The sequence below is a fragment of the Shewanella fidelis ATCC BAA-318 genome, assembly GCF_000518605.1.
Taxonomy (GTDB): Bacteria; Pseudomonadota; Gammaproteobacteria; order Enterobacterales; family Shewanellaceae; genus Shewanella; species Shewanella fidelis.
Window position 1 is genome coordinate 96,845 of record NZ_JADX01000010.1, and the last position, 22,462, is coordinate 119,306.

The 22,462-nt window shown below is 42.6% G+C and carries 19 protein-coding genes and 1 riboswitch; of the genes, 9 read left to right on the forward strand and 10 right to left on the reverse strand.

Annotated elements, in window-relative coordinates:
• The first annotated feature begins 327 nt into the window (after positions 1–327).
• Positions 328–1,728: an aminotransferase class V-fold PLP-dependent enzyme gene (locus L884_RS0105200; protein ID WP_037410441.1), complete on the forward strand. Its 1,401-nt coding sequence runs from the start codon at positions 328–330 to the stop codon at positions 1,726–1,728.
• Between the two features lie 54 nt (positions 1,729–1,782).
• Here the strand turns inward: L884_RS0105200 and L884_RS0105205 are convergent, their stop codons facing one another.
• The 7 genes from L884_RS0105205 to L884_RS23385 form a co-directional block, all read right to left on the reverse strand.
• Positions 1,783–4,125: a putative bifunctional diguanylate cyclase/phosphodiesterase gene (locus tag L884_RS0105205; protein ID WP_028766494.1), complete on the reverse strand. Its 2,343-nt coding sequence runs from the start codon at positions 4,123–4,125 to the stop codon at positions 1,783–1,785.
• Between the two features lie 4 nt (positions 4,126–4,129).
• Positions 4,130–4,987 carry a transporter substrate-binding domain-containing protein gene (locus L884_RS0105210; protein WP_245603073.1) on the reverse strand — a complete coding sequence of 286 codons (858 nt, stop codon included), beginning with the start codon at positions 4,985–4,987 and terminating at the stop codon, positions 4,130–4,132.
• 469 nt (positions 4,988–5,456) lie between these two features.
• Positions 5,457–7,004: an Ig-like domain-containing protein gene (locus L884_RS0105215; RefSeq protein WP_028766496.1), complete on the reverse strand. Its 1,548-nt coding sequence runs from the start codon at positions 7,002–7,004 to the stop codon at positions 5,457–5,459.
• 339 nt (positions 7,005–7,343) lie between these two features.
• The gene (locus L884_RS0105220; RefSeq protein WP_028766497.1) at positions 7,344–8,222 is read right to left on the reverse strand and encodes an AraC family transcriptional regulator; all 879 of its coding nucleotides are present in this window, start codon (positions 8,220–8,222) and stop codon (positions 7,344–7,346) included.
• Positions 8,223–8,365: 143 nt separating this feature from the next.
• Complete coding sequence (locus L884_RS0105225) at positions 8,366–9,454, reverse strand: cysteine synthase A (RefSeq protein ID WP_051435548.1); 1,089 nt, start codon at positions 9,452–9,454, stop codon at positions 8,366–8,368.
• Between the two features lie 105 nt (positions 9,455–9,559).
• A complete protein-coding gene (locus tag L884_RS0105230) occupies positions 9,560–10,729 on the reverse strand; it encodes a pyridoxal phosphate-dependent aminotransferase (protein ID WP_028766499.1) in 1,170 nt (389 codons plus the stop codon).
• A gap of 291 nt (positions 10,730–11,020) precedes the next feature.
• Complete coding sequence (locus tag L884_RS23385) at positions 11,021–13,201, reverse strand: immunoglobulin-like domain-containing protein (protein WP_028766500.1); 2,181 nt, start codon at positions 13,199–13,201, stop codon at positions 11,021–11,023.
• A 70-nt stretch (positions 13,202–13,271) separates the two neighbouring features.
• Positions 13,272–13,355, reverse strand: a riboswitch (cyclic di-GMP riboswitch).
• Positions 13,356–13,784: 429 nt separating this feature from the next.
• Between L884_RS23385 and L884_RS0105245 the strand changes: the two genes are divergently transcribed.
• Both L884_RS0105245 and L884_RS0105250 read left to right on the forward strand, forming a co-directional pair.
• Positions 13,785–14,096 (forward strand): hypothetical protein, encoded by a 312-nt coding sequence (locus L884_RS0105245; RefSeq protein ID WP_028766501.1) that lies wholly within the window; start codon positions 13,785–13,787, stop codon positions 14,094–14,096.
• Positions 14,093–15,124, forward strand: coding sequence for an HlyD family secretion protein (locus L884_RS0105250; RefSeq protein ID WP_028766502.1), 1,032 nt, complete (start codon positions 14,093–14,095; stop codon positions 15,122–15,124). The genes L884_RS0105245 and L884_RS0105250 overlap by 4 nt, the downstream gene beginning before the upstream one ends.
• Positions 15,125–15,185: 61 nt before the next feature.
• Here the strand turns inward: L884_RS0105250 and L884_RS0105255 are convergent, their stop codons facing one another.
• On the reverse strand, positions 15,186–15,860 hold the full coding sequence (locus L884_RS0105255; protein WP_028766503.1) for a Bax inhibitor-1 family protein: 675 nt from the start codon (positions 15,858–15,860) through the stop codon (positions 15,186–15,188).
• A 273-nt stretch (positions 15,861–16,133) separates the two neighbouring features.
• Between L884_RS0105255 and L884_RS0105260 the strand changes: the two genes are divergently transcribed.
• The 6 genes from L884_RS0105260 (at position 16,134) to L884_RS0105285 (ending at position 19,613) form a co-directional block, all read left to right on the forward strand.
• Entirely contained in the window at positions 16,134–16,388 is a 255-nt protein-coding gene (locus tag L884_RS0105260; RefSeq protein WP_028766504.1) for a DUF2999 family protein, read from the forward strand.
• A 312-nt stretch (positions 16,389–16,700) separates the two neighbouring features.
• Positions 16,701–17,024, forward strand: coding sequence for an ArsR/SmtB family transcription factor (locus L884_RS0105265; protein ID WP_028766505.1), 324 nt, complete (start codon positions 16,701–16,703; stop codon positions 17,022–17,024).
• A gap of 118 nt (positions 17,025–17,142) precedes the next feature.
• A complete protein-coding gene (locus L884_RS0105270) occupies positions 17,143–17,379 on the forward strand; it encodes a thioredoxin family protein (RefSeq protein WP_028766506.1) in 237 nt (78 codons plus the stop codon).
• Positions 17,380–17,433: 54 nt separating this feature from the next.
• Complete coding sequence (locus tag L884_RS22600; RefSeq protein WP_051435549.1) at positions 17,434–17,937, forward strand: nitrophenyl compound nitroreductase subunit ArsF family protein; 504 nt, start codon at positions 17,434–17,436, stop codon at positions 17,935–17,937.
• Positions 17,938–17,941: 4 nt separating this feature from the next.
• Entirely contained in the window at positions 17,942–18,622 is a 681-nt protein-coding gene (locus L884_RS0105280; RefSeq protein WP_245603074.1) for an aromatic aminobenezylarsenical efflux permease ArsG family transporter, read from the forward strand.
• 4 nt (positions 18,623–18,626) lie between these two features.
• On the forward strand, positions 18,627–19,613 hold the full coding sequence (locus L884_RS0105285; protein WP_028766508.1) for a permease: 987 nt from the start codon (positions 18,627–18,629) through the stop codon (positions 19,611–19,613).
• A 71-nt stretch (positions 19,614–19,684) separates the two neighbouring features.
• On the opposite strand, the gene L884_RS0105290 is transcribed toward L884_RS0105285, so the two are convergent.
• The gene (locus tag L884_RS0105290) at positions 19,685–20,107 is read right to left on the reverse strand and encodes an arsenate reductase family protein (RefSeq protein ID WP_028766509.1); all 423 of its coding nucleotides are present in this window, start codon (positions 20,105–20,107) and stop codon (positions 19,685–19,687) included.
• A 345-nt stretch (positions 20,108–20,452) separates the two neighbouring features.
• On the reverse strand, positions 20,453–22,360 hold the full coding sequence (locus L884_RS0105295) for a methyl-accepting chemotaxis protein (RefSeq protein WP_028766510.1): 1,908 nt from the start codon (positions 22,358–22,360) through the stop codon (positions 20,453–20,455).
• Between the last annotated feature and the right edge of the window lie 102 nt (positions 22,361–22,462).

The window sequence follows — 22,462 nt, forward strand, 5'->3', positions numbered from 1 at the left end:
CCTTTGCCAACTAAAGCCTATCCATAATAGCCAATTATCATGTTCAGTTTACAATATAGACGATATCAAATCTTCAGCGCCAATCAGGTTTAAACCACCGATATAAACCTTGAAATACCTCAATTACAACGGCAAAAAACATCCTAGCAACATATAACGCCAATAAAATGACTTACCCATTGATTTAAAAGATTTTATGTCACTACAAGCAACAGACTTATGCGGCGTAAATCACGTTTAAACAATAACTTAAGCAATAGAATACCTCAGCTTAATTAAATGTATAAACATAGACAGCAAAAAGTAAACTTTACTTGAGAATCAATCATGAATAATCAACAAAAACACTCATCGATAAATAATCCATTACAAGATAGTCAACGTCGCCGGTTCTTAAAAACAACTACAGGCTTAGCCGTTACCGCCGCAGGAGCAAGTTTGCTTCCAGTGAGTGCCCAAGCATCTGCTACAGAGTTTAATGAACCACTTACAGGCCGCCGCTCTGAACATGGCTTTTGGAACAAAGTACGTAAAGAGTTCATCTTAAATAAGCGCACTACTTACATGAACATTGGTACCGCGGGCACTATGCCTAAGCGTGTCTTGCAAGATTATCATCATGCCAATGAGCAAATTTCGATAAACCCATGGAACAGTAATATTCCAACCTTAGATTATGCTAAACAGATTGCGCCAAGCTTCGGTGCCGATCCTCATGAGCTAGTACTATGTCGTAACACCACCGATGGCCTTTGTACCATTATTAACGGTCTGCAACTTGAATATGGCGATATTATTCTTACCACTAATCATGAACATCATGGCGTCACCACACCGTTAAAGCATGTCGCTGAGCGTTATGGTGCAGAAGTCATTGAGCTTGCTCTACCTGTTTATACTCCCGGCAATGACGTTAGCGTAAATGACTTTGTGCAAGTATTTAGCGATGCGGTAAACCTCTACGGAAATCGCGTGCGTCTGATGGTATTTTCTCACGTAACCTTTACCACAGGTACGACGTTACCAGCAAAACAGATCTGCAAAAAAGTGGCTATCCCAAATGGTATTGTCACTATTGTCGATGGCGCTCATACGCCAGGCATGTTTAACCTTAACTTCCACGACATTGATTGTGACTTTTACTCTGGAGCAGGCCATAAATGGCAGTGTGGCCCGGGTGCTACAGGCTTCTTATATGTGCGTGACAATGCCAGTCGATTATTTGAATTCTGGAGCGATCGCGCAACCCCACTTTGGTTTATCAACACCTCTTCAACTGCAGAAGCTGTACAAACTAAACTACAGTCTGTGGGTCAAGATAACTATCCAGCTAAACGTGCATTAGCTAAAGCGTGCGAAATGTGGGATGAAATTGGTCGCGATGCAATTGAAGATCGCATTTTAGATCTAAGTGCTTTGTGTAAACATGAATTAGCGAAGAAATTCCCTGATGCCATGATATTTGCGCCAAACGTGCGCAAGCTATCAAGTGGCCTCACGACCTTTAACCCTTTTGATGATCTAACTGACAGCGCCTTGTTAACCGAGTTCCGCGATCGCTTGCATCAAGAATATGGTTATATAGTGCGAACCACCTCTTTCTACCTTGATCCGAATGACACGGTCAAAACTGTAGCTTTACGCATCTCAACTCATCTATTCCATGACAACGAAGATGTAAAAGGCTTAGTCAAAGCGATGAAACAACTTTACCGTGAAATGAGATAAACAGCGAAACTAAAGCAAAAGACCGACTACAAAGTCGGTCTTTTTAATTTCTCACTATGACGTCAGTAACAGTCTTTTCCTGTCTCTCTCCCGCTGCAATAACGACATGAACTCTTTAGCTGGTATAGGTTTGCTAAACAGGTAACCTTGGCCAAATTCGCAATTATGTTGCTGTAAAAACCTTGCTTGTTGTTCAGTTTCAATGCCTTCTGCAACCACCTTTAGCCCTAAGGATTTCGCCATAGCTAAAATAGCCGATACCAAGGATTCATCTGACGAACTCGTGGCCATCTTATTGATAAAAGCACGGTCAATTTTTAATTTCGAAAATGGAAACTTCTGTAAATAGCTTAATGCCGAGTAACCTGTACCAAAATCATCAATCGATAACCCAACCCCAAGTTGCTTTAAGTAAGCTAGCATCTTCATCAGACTGTGGCCTTGATCTATCAACAAGCTCTCAGTCACTTCCATATCAAGTTGATTGGCTGGCAAACCCGTTTTCAGTAACACATCAACTATGGTCTCCTGCAACTGCTCACAGTATCTAAACTGTACGCTAGAGAAGTTAACTGCTACCGTAATCGGACTAATGCTTTGCCAACTCGCAGCTTGTGTACAAGCTTCAAGTAGTACCATGTCGCCAAGCTTGTGGATTAAGCCATTCTTTTCAGCTAATGGTATAAAGTCCTCAGGTGAAATAAAGCCTAGCTCAGGATCAAACCAACGCATCAACGCTTCAGCTGCAACTATCTTGCGGCTTTGCAGATCCAAAATAGGTTGATAATAGATCTCAATATCACCTTGCTGAATGGCTTGATGTAAGCGCATATTTAACATTAAGTTTCGCTGTACATCTGAGTTCATGCTCGAGTCGTAAAAACCAAAGCCGTTACGTCCCATATCCTTCACTCTATACAGAGCAGTATCCGCCCGCTTGAGCAAGGTTGCCGCATTATCACCATCCTTTGGATACATCGACATACCGATACTGGTAGAAACAAAAAACTCTTGTTGTTCAATATAAAACGGCAACTCAAACAACGACAAGATACTAGTGGCAACTAACTTAGCCGCGTCTTGATGTTGAATATCTGGCACAATAACTAAAAACTCATCTCCACCAAGACGAGCAACAATATCAGTACTTCGTACAGAGTTAAGTAGCCTATCACTGGTTTGTTTCAGCAGCTCATCACCAGCATGATGTCCGATAGTGTCATTGATTTGCTTGAAGTTATCTAAGTCGATAAACAGTAATAACACTTGACTATCTTTAGCCTGAGCATTACGAATTGCTGCTTGAAGTTTGGTCATTCCATGAGTTCGGTTAGCTAAATTAGTTAGCTCATCATGGGTTGCTTGATAAGCGAGCTTACTTTCAGATTCTATACGCTTAGCGATCTCTTGCTGTAGTAGGCCGTTTTGTTTAGCTAACTTTTGTTGCTGCTCAGAAGATAATGCCACTTGGGTTATTAAAACTAAGTTTTTATTGTTCACCCGCATCAAGTAAATCAAACCTAAAAATACCGGTAAAGCAAGCAGTGAGATCCCTGCAATGAACCACGCAGAAGTAAAAATATCTTCTTCACTGACAGGTTCAAACCAACTTTTTAGGATAAAAGGTGTCCCTTGAACATCATTTTCGAAATGAATAGTTTTTGGACTCGCCTTAGCGTAGTTAACACTGCCAAACTTAGCACTGACCATACTACTTGGCAGCGAATTCCAAACCAAAATGTCGCCAAGTCGTGACTCTAAGGCAAGATAACTGCCACTATCAGGTCGCTCTTGAGTCGACAACAACCGAGTAATAACGGCTGTATTTAGACTAGCAACTAGCACAGCAACCGCTTTATTTTGATGATAGATAGTCTGTAATAACTGTACCTCAATGCCTTGGGCGCCTTTGACTAAGTGCACCTTTTGCCCCAAGGTTTCCATCTGCTTTATCGGCAATTGGCTCACATCAAAGCTAGCACCAGGCTGAGAATCGACAATTATGCTTTCACCAAGTCCAACAATCAGCACTCGAGAGTAGATCTGCTGGTTATCCATCTTATTAGATAAACTAAACTGCTCAATAGTCCGAGTTAAACTAAATAGACTCGAGCTCAAACCATATCGTAACGACATCCCTGCCGCTAAATTAGAAAAGTAAGTATTAACGTCTCTTTTTTGGCTTAAATTAGCGACATTTTTTTCATTCGCAGCGATAAAGAAGCTCAAGTTCTCAGTGTAATTAGTCACCCTTAGATCCAAAGCGCTATTTTGTGACTCTTTTAGGCGACTCTGGCCTAAATTAGTGACAGTAAGGATCAAGATTAGATAGGCGCTGAGGAGTACACCAGCAATGATAATTGCAGTCTTACTGTTAAACCATTTTAAGTACTTCATATTCCTAATTACTGCCTACCGCCGTAGTTTCAAAATAGTCTTGGTAGTAATGGAACACTGTAGGGTAGTATTTTTTAACTAAGCGGTTATAACTGCCATCTGCGCGGATCTGTTTAAGATATTCATTAAAGGCCGCACGCAGCTGTGGTGAATCTTTTCTAAAACCTATTGCCATTTTTTGATCTTCAGAGATCGGCCCAATCACTTTAATCTTATTCGGCCATTTTTCGATAGCAATTAAAGAGTCAGCCACATCCAGTAAGGTAGCTTCAGCTTCTATATTTAGTAAAAATGGAACCATTTCATTAAGTTGTAACTGTTTGGCAGGTAAAATCACATTGGCTTGGGCACCTTCAAGATCGTAAAGATCGGGATCTAAACAGGATTGCTTCATCGCCAAAATGTCACGATCTTTTAATAGCTCCCTCACCATTCTAATATCATCAAACAGTGAATCGCTTGGCTTAATAGGACTCAGTTCAGATTCAGTACGTGCAACCAACCAAACAGCTGAAGGAAAATAGTCGTCAGAAAAGTCTACTAACTCTCGACGCCAGTCTAAAATGGTCAAGCCATTTGCAATGATATCGCCAACAATGGGCTCTGGCGGTGAATACACCACCTTATTATCGATAAACTGGCCGTTTCGACCTGTCAGCATACCAAATACACTGGTCCACTGTGCTGGAACAAACTCATATTTCACGCCAATATATTCAGCAAAGTTCTGCATCAGCTCAATATCGAGGCCGCTATGATTAACTTTATTGCCCTCGACGTATTGCGACACAAAATTAGCATAGGGCACGCCTAAATGACGTAGTACACCTTCGGCTTGGATCTCAGCCAGATCCCTTGCCATCAGATTAGTGCTTGAGATGCCACAGAGTAGCAATAGGGTAAATTGCAATATAAGCCTTACTTTCACAATAAGCCTCTTGATAATGCCCTGCGTATTTAGCATGGTTTAGGTAGGGTATGAGGTCGAGAAGTATACTCACAGTAGCGGCAAAATCCACGACTTAGACAGCACTTTAAGTAATCATGATAATATTTCAGCATGTATCATGATTAAAAACAAATAAGCTCATAAAAACAGCAAGATACAAACCTTAAAACAACTATAAATTCACAAAAAACACATTAAAAACGCCAATAAAATGGCTAATGTCAACAAATAGACCAAGGCTATTTTAAGCTCCCTTTGCAGTTAATAAAGGGGTCGCAAACTATGTGCAGCAAGCAAAGCAATCTGAGCTCAATTAAATATTCAAATAGCATAAAAAAAAGCCCCTAAAAGGGGCTTTAATCTATGAAAAGTTAGCATCACACTAGCGGTGCATCTTCTTCACCCAAGATGCGCGCTCGTCATAGTCCTTCTCATGACAGCTTGAACAGCTATCTTTCGAAGTATTCCAAGGCTGTACATACTTACCATCTTTTGAGAAATTCTCTGGGCTATCTGCCGCATAATCTAAGTTAATTCTAAAGAAGTGTTTATCTTTAGGCATATGGCAGGTCTCACACTTAGCGACAAAACTATGCATGGCTAAATCGTCCACAAACTCTTTGTCACCATGACAGTCTACACACGCTTTTATCATGGCATTTTCATGGCCCGGCTTATCACTATTAATCTTTGACTGATGTGGGTTATGGCAAGTGTGACAAGCCATATCTGCTTTCTTCCCTGTAATTTCACCAGTATTGGCATCCATACCTAATAATGCGTCGCCCGCTACACGGCCACCAATATCATAAGGAATAGTACGGCCACCAATGCTATCGCCACCAAAGTCTTGGTTATGCTCACTCACAAAAGTTGGGAACTTACGGTTAGTCTTTTTACTGTGACATTCACTACAGGTAATCGCTTTTCCAAAGCCCATATCTGCTTGCATTAAATCTGAGGTGTAACGTCCTTTGGCAATACGATCGATATCGTCCGCAGACTGGCTCTTAATATGTTTACCACCTGCGCCATGGCAAGCTTCACATTGAATACCTGTCATCTCAAATGTACCGTCGATACCAACAAGACCATCTTGATGGTTCGGGTTTAGATCTGAGCCAGGCGTGTAATCCTTCCAGCCTGTTGTATGACAGTGACCACAATCAAACAGATGTGAGTCAGGCTCGCCACCCGGTGCATAAGCAGCAATATGGTCAATGCTAAAGTCTTCACCATTTTCAGGCAAAATTGCCCGCACTCCTGTGCCCGATAAAATATAACCATTCTTATCTAAGTACATTGCTGTACGATAATAACCGCCAATCACATAACTGACCTCTTCCCAGCTATTAGGCGTACCAGCACTATTATCAGCACCATATAACAGCTCAACTGAACCCTCTATCGAAGTAAATGGGAACTTAGGCGCCTCACCATTTTCAACTTTGCTCAACTTAAAGTTATGACCCGTTTCTAAAAAGGTGTCTTTGTCGCTATGACAGCTCAAACAGGTTTGGGTGCCCACATAATTCCCAGTCTCAGCTTGAGCATTCACTTTAATTGTCACTGTCGATTTGGCCGTTGCCCCATCAGGATCGGCAATGGTATAGCTAAATATCACAGTCCCTGTATGAGTTGGAGTAAACTGCAACTGATTGTCTTTGATCTTGCCATCACCTTTGCCCTGAATTAACTCAATCTGGCTTAAAGTTAATTCGTCACCGTCGGGATCGCTATCGTTGGCAAGAGCATCGATTAGTAACTCTGTACCAACAATCGCTGTCACAGTGTTAGGGTTAGCAATAGGAGGCTTATTGTCACTTGGTGGTGGAGAGACCTCATCATTGTCAGATCCACAAGCAACCAATAACGCAGCCATACTGGCGATCAGCGCTTTTTTATATGGCGCATTTTTATTGTTCATCATGATATTCCCTGCAAAGTCATCATTCTTTATCGTTAGATTTTTATATTGGCTATTCACTAGCCATGGCTCTTATTGACCAATAAGTCGAGCCTTAGATAGCCCCTTGCAATCGATATAAAAAATTCATCACTGCTAAATTTAAGGTGCACAAAAGCAGCTCATCAGATGAATTGATATGCTTAAAAGCCAACAGGCCAGTTGATTGCGGGCGATTTATGTCAAAGCAGAAAATAGACAATAAGCCGAGCAGAGGTAATGGATTTATCATCCCAAAAATGGTGATTTTCGTACCGAGTAATCACAATGTGAACTCAAAGGCATTTTAACGTCACGACCAAATTAACAGCTTAACCCACGTGACTCTTTAAATTGTGAGGGAGTGAGTTGAGTATGACGCTTAAAAAATTTTACAAAGTAGGTCACATCATCAAAACCAAGATCAAAAGCGATCTCTTGGATCTTAGCGCTACCAATAATCAGGCGTCGCTTGATCTCTAAAATCGCATGGGCATCGATTAATTGTTTCGCCGTTTGCCCGCAAGCTTGTTTACACAACAAATTTAAAGACTTGTATGAAACATGCAGCATTTGCGCATATTCAGAAGCCTCGCGGGTGCTAGCGGCCTTACTTTCAATGAGTAATAAAAACTGCTGAAAACGATAAGCTTGAGCCTCACTTAAGTGCAAACTCTCGGTTTTCCTCTCCGTTGCTAAAGCGACCAGTAATGAAGAAAATAACAATTGTACTAATAAGTTAGAGCTAACTTCAGCTTCCTGCGCCTTATTAATTTCGTATAGTAAATGCTCACAGGTTTCGATTAACGCCCCGCTTAAACTCATTAAAGGCTGCTGCGAACTCACTAAATGGGTTGGGGTAAAAAATGGAATACGGATATTGGTTAAAATCGTATTTAAAAAGTCTTCGGTAATATTAATCATCTTACCTTTAGGCCGACTCTCTAAATCAAAAGCATGCACCTGATGTTTATTGATAAATATAAAGCTGCCACTTTGAAAAGGGTGATATTTGAAGTCAACAAAATGTCCCCCCTGTCCTTCAGTGATATAGATAAAACAGAAGTAATTGATCCGATGAGGTTTAGAGGGACAGAATTTGCATCTAGCCAATTTGCTATAAAAATGCTCTAAATCTAATATTTCAACGCCAGACTTATTAATATTCGGCGCTCTAAAATCTACATTGGGAACACTTTGCATCAGCTACACGCCAAGTTACTAAAACCACAGCCTACCCGCCCCCTTTTCATGAATACAGGCGATAAACCTACTTTAGCGAACTATGGAATGCAGTAGAGTATTAATCAATAAAGTTAACTAAAAACTAGAACCCAGCTCTCACTCTATTTTACCGTCACCACAGCTGGATCTGACTGAGATTGATAACGGTGAAACATCTCGGTTATCGGCTCACTAGTTTCACTATAGCCTTTATCAGCAAGAAACTGTTTATTATATAATTTAGATGAGGAGCGCTCAGCAATATCACACCAAAAAGTCACGATAGTCTTACCCGCTCCCATTTTTGCTGCCGCATAAAGCGCTCCAGCAACATTGAGGGCAGCACTACTGCCAAGTGTAATACCGTCATACTCTCTGACATGACGCGCGATGGCGATCAGATCACGATCTGGCAAAGTAATCGCTTTATTTACCTTAGCTTGGCGGAAGTTCTCAACTAAGCGCATGATACCAATACCTTCAGTGAATGAACTACCGCTTGATTGGTACTGGCCTGTTTTCAAATATGCGTAGATCCCAGAACCATCAGGATCCACCAGCCAAGTCTGTAACTGTGGGTTTTGCTCAGATAAATAACGTGAGTTTCCCGCTATAGTACCACCAGTACCAGCAACAGAGACTAGCGCATCGATCTTGCCCTGAGTTTGCCGCCAGATCTCAGGAGCTGTATTGAGATAATGAGCCCTAAAATTACTGGTGTTCTCAAATTGATCCGCCCACCAGCAATCACTATTTGCCTCAGCGATTCTTCTCGCGGTGTGATAGAAATGATCAGGATTAGCAAACGGACATGGATCGACAAGTTTAAGCTTGGCATCATACAGGTTAACCATTTGCTCTTTTTCAGGCGCCTGGCCTTTAGGCATCACCACTTGCATCTTAAAACCTAACGCTTTGGCAACTAAAGCTAAACCAATTCCTGTATTACCCGCCGTGCCCTCAACGATAGTCATTCCGGGTGTTAATTTGCCTGAGGCGATCCCATCTTTCACCATCTGCAATGCTGCGCGATCTTTAATGGAACCACCTGGGTTTTGTTGCTCGCACTTAAGTAAGATCTCGCAGCCAGTCAATTCACTTAAACTATTGATCCTAAGCAGATCCGTATTACCAATAAGATCGGTGACATTGTTGGCAATAGCTGCTTTGCTAGTTGCAAAACTTGAGGCTGGTTTAAGTTCTGTAGGCATAGGGCGGACTCTTTATGGTCTTAATTTTTGTTATTACCATACTAGCCATAGATATGCCTAAAGCCAAGTTCATCAAACTGCTGAACTTGGCCATACAAACTTAGTTTACACCCAACCTAACTCACGGAATTTAGCTAAGGTTTTACAGAAATACTGCATCTGTGCAGGTGTGCCAATTGAAAGACGGTTCCAGCCATCGCCATGGTTAAATGGTCGCCCCACTAAAATCCCTGCCTGTTGCATATGCTGCATATACTTTTCACTATCACCGTTCACTTTATGGAAGATGAAGTTGGTTTCACTTGGTAGGTAATCTAAACCCAATGCAGTTAGCTGCTGATACACCAGCTCTTTAGCCTGACGATTTGATTTGATACTCAACTCGAGCCATTGCTGGCTTTCAAGACTGGCCTTGGCCGCTACACAACCAATTAAGTTGGCGTTATCAATACTCGCTTGCGCCTGCATCTGCTTAATTAGCTCAGCATGAGCCACACCATAACCGACACGTAAACCCGCTAAGGCATAGATTTTTGAAAAGGTACGGCACACTACAATATGTTTTTGCCCTTGCTTAACTCGCTCGATAGCAGAAACAAAGTCAGCTTGTGCCACATATTCCACATAAGCTTCATCCACAATAAAACTCAGTTTGCTTGATGCTTGATCTAGCCACTGGTTTAGCTCACTTTGCGGTAGCAATAACCCCGTCGGATTATTTGGGTTACATAGGTACACAATCGATGGGCCGTTATGCGCTGCAACTTTAGCTTTCATAGTGGCAAGGTCAGTTTGCCAATTACCATCAAGCTTTACCTTCATAACGGGTACACCACGGGCCATAGCGTAATCAATAATCACACCGTAGCTTGGATCTGGCATCACTAACTGGGTATTAGTTTGCACCAGTGCATCTAATGCCATTTTTAGCACTTCAGATGAACCATTACCGTAGATTAACTGCGAGGTATCTAATGATAGATTGCTAGCAATCGTTGCCATCAGTTCGCTACGTGCCGCATCAGGATATCGCCAAGCATTTGGTAACGCTTCAAGTACAGCTTGTTGCGCTTTCGGTGCTAACCCTAATGGGTTTTCGTTAAAGTTAAGCGGTATCGCCTCAGCGGTATTCACTGTTGCAGCGGATGGAGTTTGCGTAGAAACAGAGCTTGAGCTACAACCTAACGTCGCTAAGCTAGATGCTGCAGCACCTGCATAAAGAAATTGACGACGGCTTAATTTGAAAGAGTTTGATTCAACAGAATTTGATTGCATATTTATTTATAGTTATTGAATTAATATGAATAGATATTCATATTAATTGCTCACTATCGCCAGTGTTTCAAAGCTAATTTGCCAGCTAGATCACATTTAAAATCGCAGTTAACTATATATAAATAAACAATTAATTAGCTTTGCAATCTATATGTGTTTAAACAGTGAACAACTTATATAAAAAGCCCTATCAATGGATAGGGCTTAGCTAAGATGAACTAACACAATAGGAGTTACAGTTAGCTCATTTTATTGTGATTGCCATTTAGAAGGGCACAGACAAAAGTAAACTTAATGCGCAAACCACGCATCAGCCCAAGCACTCCCCACACCCGGTGCATAATGACTTGCTGCGCCACTACACCAACCGCTGTTTGGCCATGGTCGACACTCATAAACACCGCCAGCATTAGTCACTACATCACCCGCTTGGTATTGAGTGCCTGCTGCATACGCTGGGTAATCACCACCTTCAACTTCTTCTGTTAAGTTGACGCTCGTACGGCGCGTCAACTCTTGTTCAGGCGCATTAACCACCACTTCATAGCTACCCGCTGTTAAACCCGTTGCAGACAAGGTTAATACTGCAGTATTTGCGATATTAACTTCAGTGTTTACAAATACGCTATTGCCTTGTATTAGACTAGCTTCAATCACCATAGCTTGATTAACGCTTGCGTTAAATTCGATAGTGACACTGCCTTGCTCAAGCACATACCGAGGTGAGATCCCACTAAGTTCAATAGTTGGCTTAACCACAGGCGGTGTACCAGCGTCACATTCGCTATCACCTTGGGCTCGCCATACTCCCCACTTGCCAGTGGTACCCGGTTCATCACCTCGAGTTTCCCAGCCAGCTAACCAGATCTGCCCTGCATGATTAACGATATCGCCATAGCGATAAACACGATTGCTATCCCAACTGTTTTCACATTCAGCCCCGAGCTCATTCACGATAACCTTGCGTACAACCTCAGTTTCTACCGCAGCACTATCCGTTACCGAGTAAGTTAACAAGTACTCACCAACAGCATTAACATTCACTTCGCCTTCAACCGTTATTTGCGACGTTAAATCACCATCTTCAGCATCTATCGCGCTAACACCAGACATAGGGTTAAACACAGTTCCAAGCACAATCGTCGTACTGGCAGCACCTTTAATTTCAGGTCTAGTGTTATACACTTCTACGCTACGAAGCTGCTCAGTCAAATTACCATCGCTATCAGATACACGGTAAGTTAGTGCATACAAACCCTGTGCGGCAGTGTTTACGTTACCTTCAACTTCAATTGACGATGTTAAATCACCATCTTCCATGTCATTGGCGCTCACGCCTGCTAAGGCATCAAACTGCTCGCCTAACTTTACGCGAGCGTTAGCAAGACCTGAAAAAACCGGCTTACTGTTATCAGGATCTGGCGGCAAAATCTCTTGACCATGGATAAATGGACCATAGGCTTTAATGAACGATTCGTTATAGGCTTGACCCGCTGCATTGCGCCCCATATCCCAGTTAACAGACCACGTCATCACGCCACGCAGTGGCTGACCTTGTGCTTTTAGCTGTTCAAATGCCGAGTATAGATTTTGAGGCTCTTGAACATAGCCGGTTGCTGCGGCGTCAATATTTGTTGGAAGACCAAATACCAGTTTGTCATGGGGGATCTTAGTAAAGCCGTTACTGCCATTCGATAACGCATTAGCAATATGGTAGATAAACTCTTGCTTAAGACTATCGTTGTTTTGCGCAATCCAACCTATACCATCAATGTAGATCCCATCTCCACCTTGGTTATAAAACTGCGGATTAATCCAATCATAATAGCCTTCAAGCGCAGTAATGTAGGGTACATACTTACCACTTGAGGTTAAATATGGAAACTCAGGCGCCATAGTGATCAGAAAGTTTTTACCCTGTTCACGATAATAATCTTTAACAATACGCAGTGCCGCAGGGATCACAGTTTGGTTGTCTGCAGCAGTAATCGCAGCTTGTTCCAAATCGATATCTAAACCATCAAAACCATAGCGTTCAACCAAACGAATAATTTCATCAGCAAGTGCTTGCTCTTGGCCAATAGTTAATTCGATATGAGCATCCGCACCACCTAGTGCAATTAATACAGAGCGCCCCTGACTATTCAACTCACTGATCTGCTCAATATATTGCGCCTCGGACAAGCCGACTTCAGGCGCAAGCTGAAACGTTGGAATGCTGCCAACCGCGCCATAAACCTTCATGAATGACACATCAATGACATTATATTGTGGATCAATATCGGTTAAGGTTACGCAGGGAGCTATCCCTCCTTTATAACCCGTACCGTCACACCAATTGTGCCAGTAACCCACAACCACACCCGCTTGTGGATTTACCATCTCGTTGCCATTGGCAACCGCTGAAGTAGCAGTCATGCCCATTGCTAATGCGATGCTTGCACCGAGTATGTTTAGTTTTAATGATTTCATCAATTTATCCCTTTTCTTTAGCTTTCGAAAAGTAACAAGCAGGCGAGCAAAATGTGCAGCCTGTGTCACTTGTGGTAGCGCCACTGCCATAGGCATAACCTTTAGGCTGGAAGCTTTGCGTCACCCGCTTTCACAGGCTTTGCCTTTGTCATCAAGTGCAACCAGTGCACCTGCAAATTGCGCAAATTAATATCTGCAACTGGCATTTTTTAGAGCCTAATACACAGGGAATCAACACATTAGAAATTAAAAAACATAACAACCGTTAAAAGACGATTTATTGACACGTAAATTACTGATTAAAAATAAAAACAACTCAGCACAAATACATATAAACACCACGAAAAACTGCATTAAATAGGATTAAGTTATTTAATAAGTCGCCACTAAATTTATTTTGTCAAATAGTGCCAACAAAACATCACTCTTATTAGAAATGTCATTTTATTGCTGTGAATACTCGCCCTGTGATTTTATTGACACCTTTCCCCTCTAAAAACCAACTAGAGTTCAACTTGGGTTCAGCTAGCAAACGCTAATATTGACCTCCAATTTAGGCACAAGACTTGATTAAGAGGGCTGAATGAGAATCCATGAAACCAACCTAGTTTATGAAAACCTCCCCAGTGTAATGACACTGCTCGACTCCGTTGCTTTTATGTGGTTTGTCACCTTGGTCACCCTAGGTATTTTTAGTTGGATAGCCCTTAAACTTTGGCACTTACATTCACTGCCTAAATACCTCGCCAAAGAACGCGGTATGCAGCAAGCCAAGCTGATTTTTTGGCTATGTATGTTAGGTCTATTTTGGAAGCCTTTATGGGTACTTGCAGTTATCGCTATCGTCACCGACTGGGATAGAGCACAAGAGTGGATTAGAGGGACTCGCGCATGAAAGAGATAATGCTGCCGTATATTTTTATTGTTTGGTTACTGTTTAAGTTCAAAGTGATAAAAACTAGGCCACGTAACTACTTTATCAGCGTTTTAGTTGGCTGCATCATAGCGTTAAGCTTGTTTTTAGCTCACCGTTTTTATTCGCCAGCCGATTTAACCAACTCCACCACTGTGAGAGCGCCCCATGCCATTTTGTCACCGGCGATTGGTCAACAAATCGATACCATTGCCATTGACCACAACCAACATGTGGCGAAAGGTGAATTACTCTACACCTTAGTCGATGACAAGGTAAGCAGCGCAATCGATGAAATAAATGCCAGAATCACCGAGGTTGAGCGCAGCATCGAAGCCACTGAAGTTAAGCTTGCCCAAGCTAAGCGTACCTACCAGCGTAAAGCAGAACTTGGCGAGCATGTTAGTGAGCGTGATTTAGAAAATGCACAGGACAATGTTGAGATAATAAAAGCTGAGCTTAAGGTGCAACATGCTCAGCTAGAAGTGCAATTTGCCCAGCTACGAAAACAGCAATTTGAGCTGAAGCGTTTAGAAGTTAGAGCGCCGTTCGATGGCATGGTGACCCATGTTTATATTGCCGATGGCTCACGAGTTGGCGCTATGCATCTGTGGGATACAGGCAGAAAGTTTGTCGAGATGCGCATTCCAGATCAATCATTTGCTTACATTCAGCCAGGGCAGTTTGCCGAGTTTTATATTGATGCTTATCCAGGGCAAATATTCAGAGCGAAAGTACACAGCAAGGTTGAAGCCACAGGCGAAGCTCAAGGCGATATTTTGCCACGGGAACAGATGGTGTCACGCCATATTAACTTAGGCTCTATGCCTGTTGGCCGCACTGTTGTGTTAGAAGTGGATGACGCCACCATGGCTATGCTCCCCATTGGCGCAACCGGCTCAGCTTGGATAAGTGCTGATAAACCACTATCAATATTAGGTTTTCTCGATATTATTGGCGGGGCAACGGTACGATTAACCGCAGTGAAAGCCTACCTTAATCCATTATAGTGGCTTAATACCTAAACAAAAAAGCACAGCTTAAGCTGTGCTTTTAGCGCGATAAGCCTACTTATTTCTTTGAGATCAGCTCTAATATGCGTAAGAACAGGTTAATGATCTCCATGTAAAGCATGCCACCGAAATCAATCGCTTGATCTAATGTATCACCGTACTTGCAAGCTGCCGCCCAGAAATAGCCAATATAGCCACACATGCAAGCTGCTACAATCCAGTGAATAGTCTCATGGCTATGGCCAAAAATAACTAACCAACTCAACTCAATCACCAAAATCCAGCCAGTGATCACTAGCAGCACCTTACCAAAATGAATAAATAAATTCGGCATCAGCGTCGCTGTAATAATCATTAACAAGGTAATCGTCGCGGTATATTGAATCGCGGTTAAAATCTCACTGTAGGAGAATTCTTGTAAAGCCAAGTTAAGCAATAAACCGACACTTAACGTGAGTATGTTATAGCCTAAAAAGCTATATAGTGGCGCCTCATAACGAAACATTATCAGGAAGCCTAACGTCGAAAAAACCAAAAAGCCGATCAATATAACCCAAGGGTTAATGCTACTAATCCACTCTGTCGGAAAGTAAACAACCGTCAGGTAGTTAGTGGTAAAGCCCCAAATTAGCACCAAACCAATCACTAAGTTGAACACCCGTTTGCTAACGCTTCTATCTTTTAAAAACAGCCCAGATAAATAATGACTCAGGCCTGCTTGTGAGTTTTCCATGTAAGCTATTTCCTAGCAATAATACGACGTTATACGCCAACGACTGCGCAGCTTAACTAAGGTTGAAAATTAGCAATATAATCATTATCTAACTTTGCAAAACACATCAATAAACTGTGATTTAATCGATTAAAATTGATGCAAAACTCAACTCATTGCTCATTGCTATATACATACATTCAACATAGAGCAATAAAACACGCTCCACCTTAAGCAAAGATGAGTGTTAGAATTAGCCACTATTTAAATTTTCATACTCACAAAGGTAATGCAATGAACCCGATCCTTGCGATCTTAAAAGAGCATAATGTCAGTGACGAACAAGCTAAAGAGCTGTTCCAAACCCTGACAGAAAACCCAATGATGGCTATGGCAGTGATTGGTCAACTAGGGATCCCACCAGAAAAGCTACAACAGCTGATGGGGCTGGTAATGCAAAACCCAGCGTTGATTAAAGAAGCGGTTGAAGAGCTAGGCTTAGACTTTAGCAAAGTTGAAGCTGCAAAAGCCCAATTGCAAAAGCAATAACTGCAAAAGTAATAGTTGCAAAAGTAACTGTTGCCAAAGTAACAGCTACGCAAGTACCTCGCTGTAAAACGCCTTGTCTATTTACAAGGCGTTTTTTTTATGTCTTTCATTAAGCACCCTCTCCAAGCAAGGCTACTCAATACTCAGTTAAGTACTTTGCTCAATGAGTTTGCCACTCACAAAGCCTAAGCAAATTGACTCATAGATCACGAAACTGAATAGCTAATAAGCAAAAAACTTGTTCAGCAGATGACATTTGGCTATTTTGCCAAATATACACTTTTTTATATATGCATTTTTTTAGATAAAAAGATGAATGAACAAGAGCAACAAAAATTCAAGGCTCGGGCAACGGTTTTAAAAGCGCTCGCTCACCCAACTCGCCTATGGCTAGTCGAGCAATTACAGCAACAAGAGCGTTGTGTCTGTGAACTCACTGATGGGGTCAATGCAGATATTTCCACAGTGTCTAAGCACTTATCACTATTGCGCCAAGCAGGCATCGTAAATAGCCGACGCGACGGCAAACAGATCTACTACCGCTTAGAAACGCCTTGTTTATTAAAAACATTAACTTGCGTTGAAAGCGTCATCGACAACAACGCCCAGAGCAAGCCGCGCTTGTATAAAGCGTAGCAACTGTCTTGAGCTAAGTAGAACCAACAGTCTTGAACGAAATAAAAGTCTTGAACGAAATAAAAGTCTTGAACGAAACAGCAGTGTTAAACCATCAAACAATTAATGAGGTAACAAAATGAAAATTGAAATCCTAGGCAGTGGGTGTAAAAAGTGCACCAATCTTGCTGCAGATGTCGAGCAAGTAGCAACGGACATGGCGCTTGATTTTAGCATCGAGAAAGTCACCGATATGGCGGCAATTCTCGATTATGGCGTGATGTCGACTCCAGCAATCGTGATTGACGGCACTGTGATCACTGCCGGCAATGTGCCTTCTAAAGCCGAAATCCAACAGCTACTTAACGACAAGTAACCATTACCCAAGAATCCAAATTTAATTCAGCGTACTCAAGAGAAGGAATTTCCAGTGAATATCGTTAATCGTGTTTCTAAGTGGCTGATGCCACTTGCCGTATTACTCTGTTTAGCGTCAGTGCCATCGCAAGCCGCCAGCGAACTTGCCCTGCCACCACCCGCAGTGAAGCTTAGCGATAACCAAGTGTTAAAAGTGTACTACTTTCATGGTAATGCCCGTTGCACCTCGTGCAAGTTGATCGAAAAATACACCAAAGCAGCCATTGAACAAGGTTATCAGCAGTCACTACAACAAGGTGTCGTCGAGCTACAAATGGTCAACCTAGAGTCTAAAGGAAACGATCACTACATTGATGATTTTCAACTCATTACCCGCTCAGTGGTATTAGCAATTGAGCAAAATGGCAAGGTCGTTGATTATCGCCGCTTAGACGCTGTCTGGCAGTTGTTTACTGATGAGCAGAAGTTCACCAATTATATTTATCGTGAAATTGGCGAGATCACTCACAAGCAAGTGGCTTTACTGCCAGCAATAGAGTCTGCTCGTCATGGTTGAGTGGATGTTGATACTGTCCAGTGCGTTATGGTTTGGTGTGCTCACCTCCATTTCGCCCTGCCCTTTAGCAACCAATGTTGCTGCGGTATCGTTTCTTAGCAAACAAGTTGATAAACCATCAAAGTCGCTAATGATGGGGGCTGCATATAGCCTTGGCCGCATGCTGAGTTACATTTTACTGGCAGCCTTGCTACTTCATAGCGCCATGTCTGCGCCTAAGTTGTCTAACTTTTTGCAGACGCAAATGAACATGTTACTAGGGCCTGTACTGCTATTTGTTGGTGCTTGTTTGCTCGGCTGGATCCGCTTGCCAAGTAGCAAGTGGTCTATCTCAAACCAGCTACAGCAAAAGTTAGCTAAAAAGGGTCAACTCGGTGCGTTGGCGTTAGGGGCCTTATTTGCCTTGTCATTTTGCCCCACCTCCGCAGCGCTGTTTTTTGCCTCGTTATTGCCACTTGCTGTTGCGCAGCAATCTAGCTTTTGGATCCCAGCAGCTTACGGCATAGGAACAGCCATGCCTGTATTACTCGTCAGCCTATTACTGGCAGTGGGCACAGTACAAATTGGCAGTCTGTTCAACAAGATCACTGTGATAGAGCGCTTTGCACGAATGCTCTCAGGCATCATCTTTATCGCCGCAGGTATCTATTACTGTTGGTTTTACCTCATTCCCCTTCTGGAGTAAGTCAATGTTTGTATGGTTTACATCGCTAGCAGATTGGTTGGTTTATGATTGTTTCGGCCTATCTAACCAAACCCAAGTTGGCCAAGCGATCCATTTTTTTGTGGAAGATGTCAGTAAGATCTTTGCGCTACTGATCGTCATGATCTACAGCATTGCTTGGCTGCGAGCGTCACTTAATATTGAGCGAGTTCGTGGTTATTTGGCTGGCAAACCCAAACTCGTAGGGTATGGCTTAGGATCAGGTTTCGGTGCTATCACTCCGTTTTGCTCATGCTCGAGTATCCCTGTATTTTTAGGCTTTACTTCAGCAGGGATCCCGATCGGCATCACTATGGCATTTTTGCTTACTTCACCATTGATCAATGAAGTCGCGATCTTGCTGTTGTTTAGCTTACTGGGCTTTGAGATCACCTTACTTTACGTCGTTACCGGCATTGCTATCGGTATTATTGGTGGCGCCTTACTGGATCTGCTCAAAGCTGAACGCTGGCTGCAACCTTTAGCTGCTAAAGCCTATGCTATGGGGCGAGAATCATCGCAACAAACCAGCCAAGCAATGCCTGAGTCCACGGCCATTAGTTGGCAACAGCGCCATCAATTTGCCAAAGCTGAAACCAGCGAAATTTTTGGCCGAGTGTGGAAGTGGGTCATTATCGGGGTTGGCTTAGGCGCTGCGCTACATGGTTTTGTGCCCGCAGGCTGGCTTGAAGCTAACTTAGGCGATGGTCAATGGTGGTCTGTACCACTGGCAGTATTAATGGGGATCCCGTTATATGCTAACGCAACTGGCGTGATCCCAGTGATGGAAAGCCTACTCGTGCAAGGCGTGCCACTGGGTACTACATTGGCATTTTGTATGAGTACGGTTGCCGCAAGCTTTCCTGAATTTGTCATGTTAAAGCAAGTGATGCAGTGGCGCTTACTGGCGATTCTATTTAGCTTATTGCTAGTGTCATTCACTATTATGGGCTGGGTGCTGAACTTAGTTTAAACTCAACAAAAAGGCCTTGTGGATGATGACAAGGCCTTGTTTTGTTGACAGCTAGCAATCGCCATTTTGCATTAACTACTAACGCGCTGGTTATGACTATCGATAATCAACTCTCCATCCTCTTTACTGAATGGACCTTTTGGCCATTTATCTAGCAAATCTAGTACTGCTTCGCTTGGACGACATAGTTTAACCCCTTTAGGAGTGCACACTATCGGGCGATTAACCAAGATTGGATATTGCAGCATTGCCGCTAAAATCTGTTCATCAGACACATTATCCTCAAGCAAGCCTAACTCTTTGGCAGGTGACTTAGTCACTCTTAACGCTGTTTTTGGCGTTAGATCTGCCGCAGCGAATAAACCAAGCAGTTGTGGTTTAGTCCAACCTTGTTGTTTGTAATCAATAATAACTGGCTCATAGCCAGCTTGCTGGATCACGCTAAGCACATTTCTTGATGTGCCACACTCTGGATTGTGGTGGATCACTATCATCACTTATCCCCTCTACTCTATGAGGTTTACTTAAGTCAGTTATTCCGTTGAACCCTTTAAAACAGTAGCATCCAATTACTGTACACCTTAATTAAACCACCAAACATACGCAAAATCATATATACATTAAAATATATATTCAACTTAATTCAAATACTAGTCTGTTAATAACAATTGATTTATGCCGCGCTATCCACTTCGGTGGCTTAAATTAAGCTAAATTTGGCTAGGTTTGTGAGGCACTCGCTGCTGCGGCATGCAGCCTAAGGGGAGCTGCTAATTAAAAAGAAAACGGTTAGCGATATCGCTAACCGTAATATCAATAAGTATAGAGGGGACTTGAATTTAGGCTACTGTAAACTTATCAACAACTGCTATTAGCTTTTGGTTGGCAGTCGTTAACCTATCGGTTTCTTCCAATGTTGACTTACCATTGTCATCTAGCAACACAACCATGTCACGGATGGCATTCATATTACGGCTGACTTCGTCTGAAACCGCGCTTTGCTCTTCAGCTGCAGTGGCAATATGAGTATTTAAGTCGTTAACCTCAACGATTGATTCAACCACTTTTGCCAAGTTATCACTGACTTCAGTTGTCGCAGCGCTTGCTTGTTCGCAGGTATGTTTAGTTTGCTTCATGGCATTCACTGCATTGTTCACTCCTGTTTGCAACTGATCCAAAGTCTGCGCGATCTCAGTGGTACTCACTTGAGTTCTGGCTGCCAGCGCCCGCACCTCGTCAGCGACCACAGCAAAGCCACGACCTTGCTCACCAGCTCTTGCCGCTTCAATTGCAGCATTCAGTGCCAGTAAATTGGTTTGCTCGGCAATATCACCTATCACTTGCAAGACTTTAGTGATGCTAATGGCATCTTGAGCGACATTGCTGATATTAAGCTCGGTTGCTTCAACATCCTCAATCAAACGCTCAACAGTTTGCTGGGTGCTAACCACTATTGCATTTGTTTGAGTCACTTGATTATTGCTTAACACCGCAGCCTGAGAAGCGTTAGCTGTATTGTTAGCCACGTCCATTGCCGTTGCGCTCATCTCTTCCACTGCGGTAACCACTTGCTCTGTTTCCATTACATGCTGGTTAAGTACGCTAGCATTATCATCGGTATGTTGATGTAAATGCTGAATACTTTGCGCAATTTCTCGTGAACCACTGGCAACCTGTTGCATCAACTCTTGTAGATTGGCCACAAACCGATTAATCCCGGAGGCTATCTCTCCCAAATCATCCTTACTGGTCACAGGCAAACGTTTAGTTAGATCTGCTTGGCCATTCGACAGGGCAATTACAACCTCCTTAAGGTGTAAAATCGGCCGATATAAACGATTAAGAACTGATAAAGCCAAAGCAATACTGGCTAGCAACATAACGATAGAGGTTAAAATCGCATCTTTAAGCGACTCATTTAAACCTGCAAAAGCCACACTTTCATCAACACTGATAAACAAATACCACTGTTGATCTCCAAGTAAAGGGATGGACTCACTAAAGACTAAGTTGTGCTTACCGTCGTTTTGGTAACTACCACTATAGGTGTTGCTATTGACGATATTCCGCTGTAACTGGTTAAGTCCTGAGTCACTAAGGCTGGCGCCAACTTCAAAACGTGAAGAGGACGAAGCTAACACCTTACCTTGATGATCGATAATTGCTGCAACCGCACCGGGAAACTCTATTTGCTCAACCGTATCAGCTAATATCTCAAGACCAATATCTCCCGATAACACACCATCGCCTATATTTGTTACCACTGAAATCACTGGCTGCTTAGTCACCACATCGGTATAGATATCCGTCAGCACAGCTTGAGAATTTGCGCGAGCTAGCTGATACCAGCCACGCGGCCTAGGGTCATACTTAGTGGTGTCTGCAACGCCATCACGCCACACCGCATCATCAGCAACACTGGCATAAGAGCTGCCATCCTCAAATCCCCAAAAAACGGAATACAGACCACTTGCTTGCTTGGTAAAGCGGGCAAAATCTACATATTGATGTAACTCACCACGCTTATATTGCTCTGCCAGCGTCACTATTGCTGTCGCTTTATTGTTAAACCAATCAGCTATTGTTGTGGCTTCATAGTGAGTCATCGTCCGTGAGCTGGTTTGTACATAATTGATAGTGTCTTGCTTAAGCGATTGATATGAGAGCCAGTTTGCAATTAACAAACTAGCAGAGACTAATGCCACAATGGCCAAGGTAATGGTTTGTTTAAATCCAAGCGCTTTCATAGCAAATAGCTTTCCTTGTTTCGGCAGACTTATTTTGGACGGGATTAATTAAAGCCAAGAGTTATACCTGCGGAATGGATTCCAAACTGTGAGTAATACCAA

What these genes read in the sequence shown, in the direction of transcription:
- L884_RS23385 (WP_028766500.1), bottom strand. Translation starts at nt 13,201, where the DNA reads ATGAAATCATTAAAACTAAACATACTCGGTGCAAGCATCGCATTAGCA.
- L884_RS0105230 (WP_028766499.1), bottom strand. Translation starts at nt 10,729, where the DNA reads ATGCAATCAAATTCTGTTGAATCAAACTCTTTCAAATTAAGCCGTCGT.
- L884_RS0105255 (WP_028766503.1), bottom strand. Translation starts at nt 15,860, where the DNA reads ATGGAAAACTCACAAGCAGGCCTGAGTCATTATTTATCTGGGCTGTTT.
- L884_RS0105220 (WP_028766497.1), bottom strand. Translation starts at nt 8,222, where the DNA reads ATGCAAAGTGTTCCCAATGTAGATTTTAGAGCGCCGAATATTAATAAG.
- L884_RS0105270 (WP_028766506.1), top strand. Translation starts at nt 17,143, where the DNA reads ATGAAAATTGAAATCCTAGGCAGTGGGTGTAAAAAGTGCACCAATCTT.
- L884_RS0105290 (WP_028766509.1), bottom strand. Translation starts at nt 20,107, where the DNA reads ATGATAGTGATCCACCACAATCCAGAGTGTGGCACATCAAGAAATGTG.
- L884_RS0105215 (WP_028766496.1), bottom strand. Translation starts at nt 7,004, where the DNA reads ATGATGAACAATAAAAATGCGCCATATAAAAAAGCGCTGATCGCCAGT.
- L884_RS0105200 (WP_037410441.1), top strand. Translation starts at nt 328, where the DNA reads ATGAATAATCAACAAAAACACTCATCGATAAATAATCCATTACAAGAT.
- L884_RS0105245 (WP_028766501.1), top strand. Translation starts at nt 13,785, where the DNA reads ATGAGAATCCATGAAACCAACCTAGTTTATGAAAACCTCCCCAGTGTA.
- L884_RS0105205 (WP_028766494.1), bottom strand. Translation starts at nt 4,125, where the DNA reads ATGAAGTACTTAAAATGGTTTAACAGTAAGACTGCAATTATCATTGCT.
- L884_RS0105260 (WP_028766504.1), top strand. Translation starts at nt 16,134, where the DNA reads ATGAACCCGATCCTTGCGATCTTAAAAGAGCATAATGTCAGTGACGAA.
- L884_RS0105285 (WP_028766508.1), top strand. Translation starts at nt 18,627, where the DNA reads ATGTTTGTATGGTTTACATCGCTAGCAGATTGGTTGGTTTATGATTGT.
- L884_RS0105250 (WP_028766502.1), top strand. Translation starts at nt 14,093, where the DNA reads ATGAAAGAGATAATGCTGCCGTATATTTTTATTGTTTGGTTACTGTTT.
- L884_RS0105280 (WP_245603074.1), top strand. Translation starts at nt 17,942, where the DNA reads ATGTTGATACTGTCCAGTGCGTTATGGTTTGGTGTGCTCACCTCCATT.
- L884_RS0105210 (WP_245603073.1), bottom strand. Translation starts at nt 4,987, where the DNA reads ATGGCAAGGGATCTGGCTGAGATCCAAGCCGAAGGTGTACTACGTCAT.
- L884_RS0105225 (WP_051435548.1), bottom strand. Translation starts at nt 9,454, where the DNA reads ATGCCTACAGAACTTAAACCAGCCTCAAGTTTTGCAACTAGCAAAGCA.
- L884_RS0105295 (WP_028766510.1), bottom strand. Translation starts at nt 22,360, where the DNA reads ATGAAAGCGCTTGGATTTAAACAAACCATTACCTTGGCCATTGTGGCA.
- L884_RS0105265 (WP_028766505.1), top strand. Translation starts at nt 16,701, where the DNA reads ATGAATGAACAAGAGCAACAAAAATTCAAGGCTCGGGCAACGGTTTTA.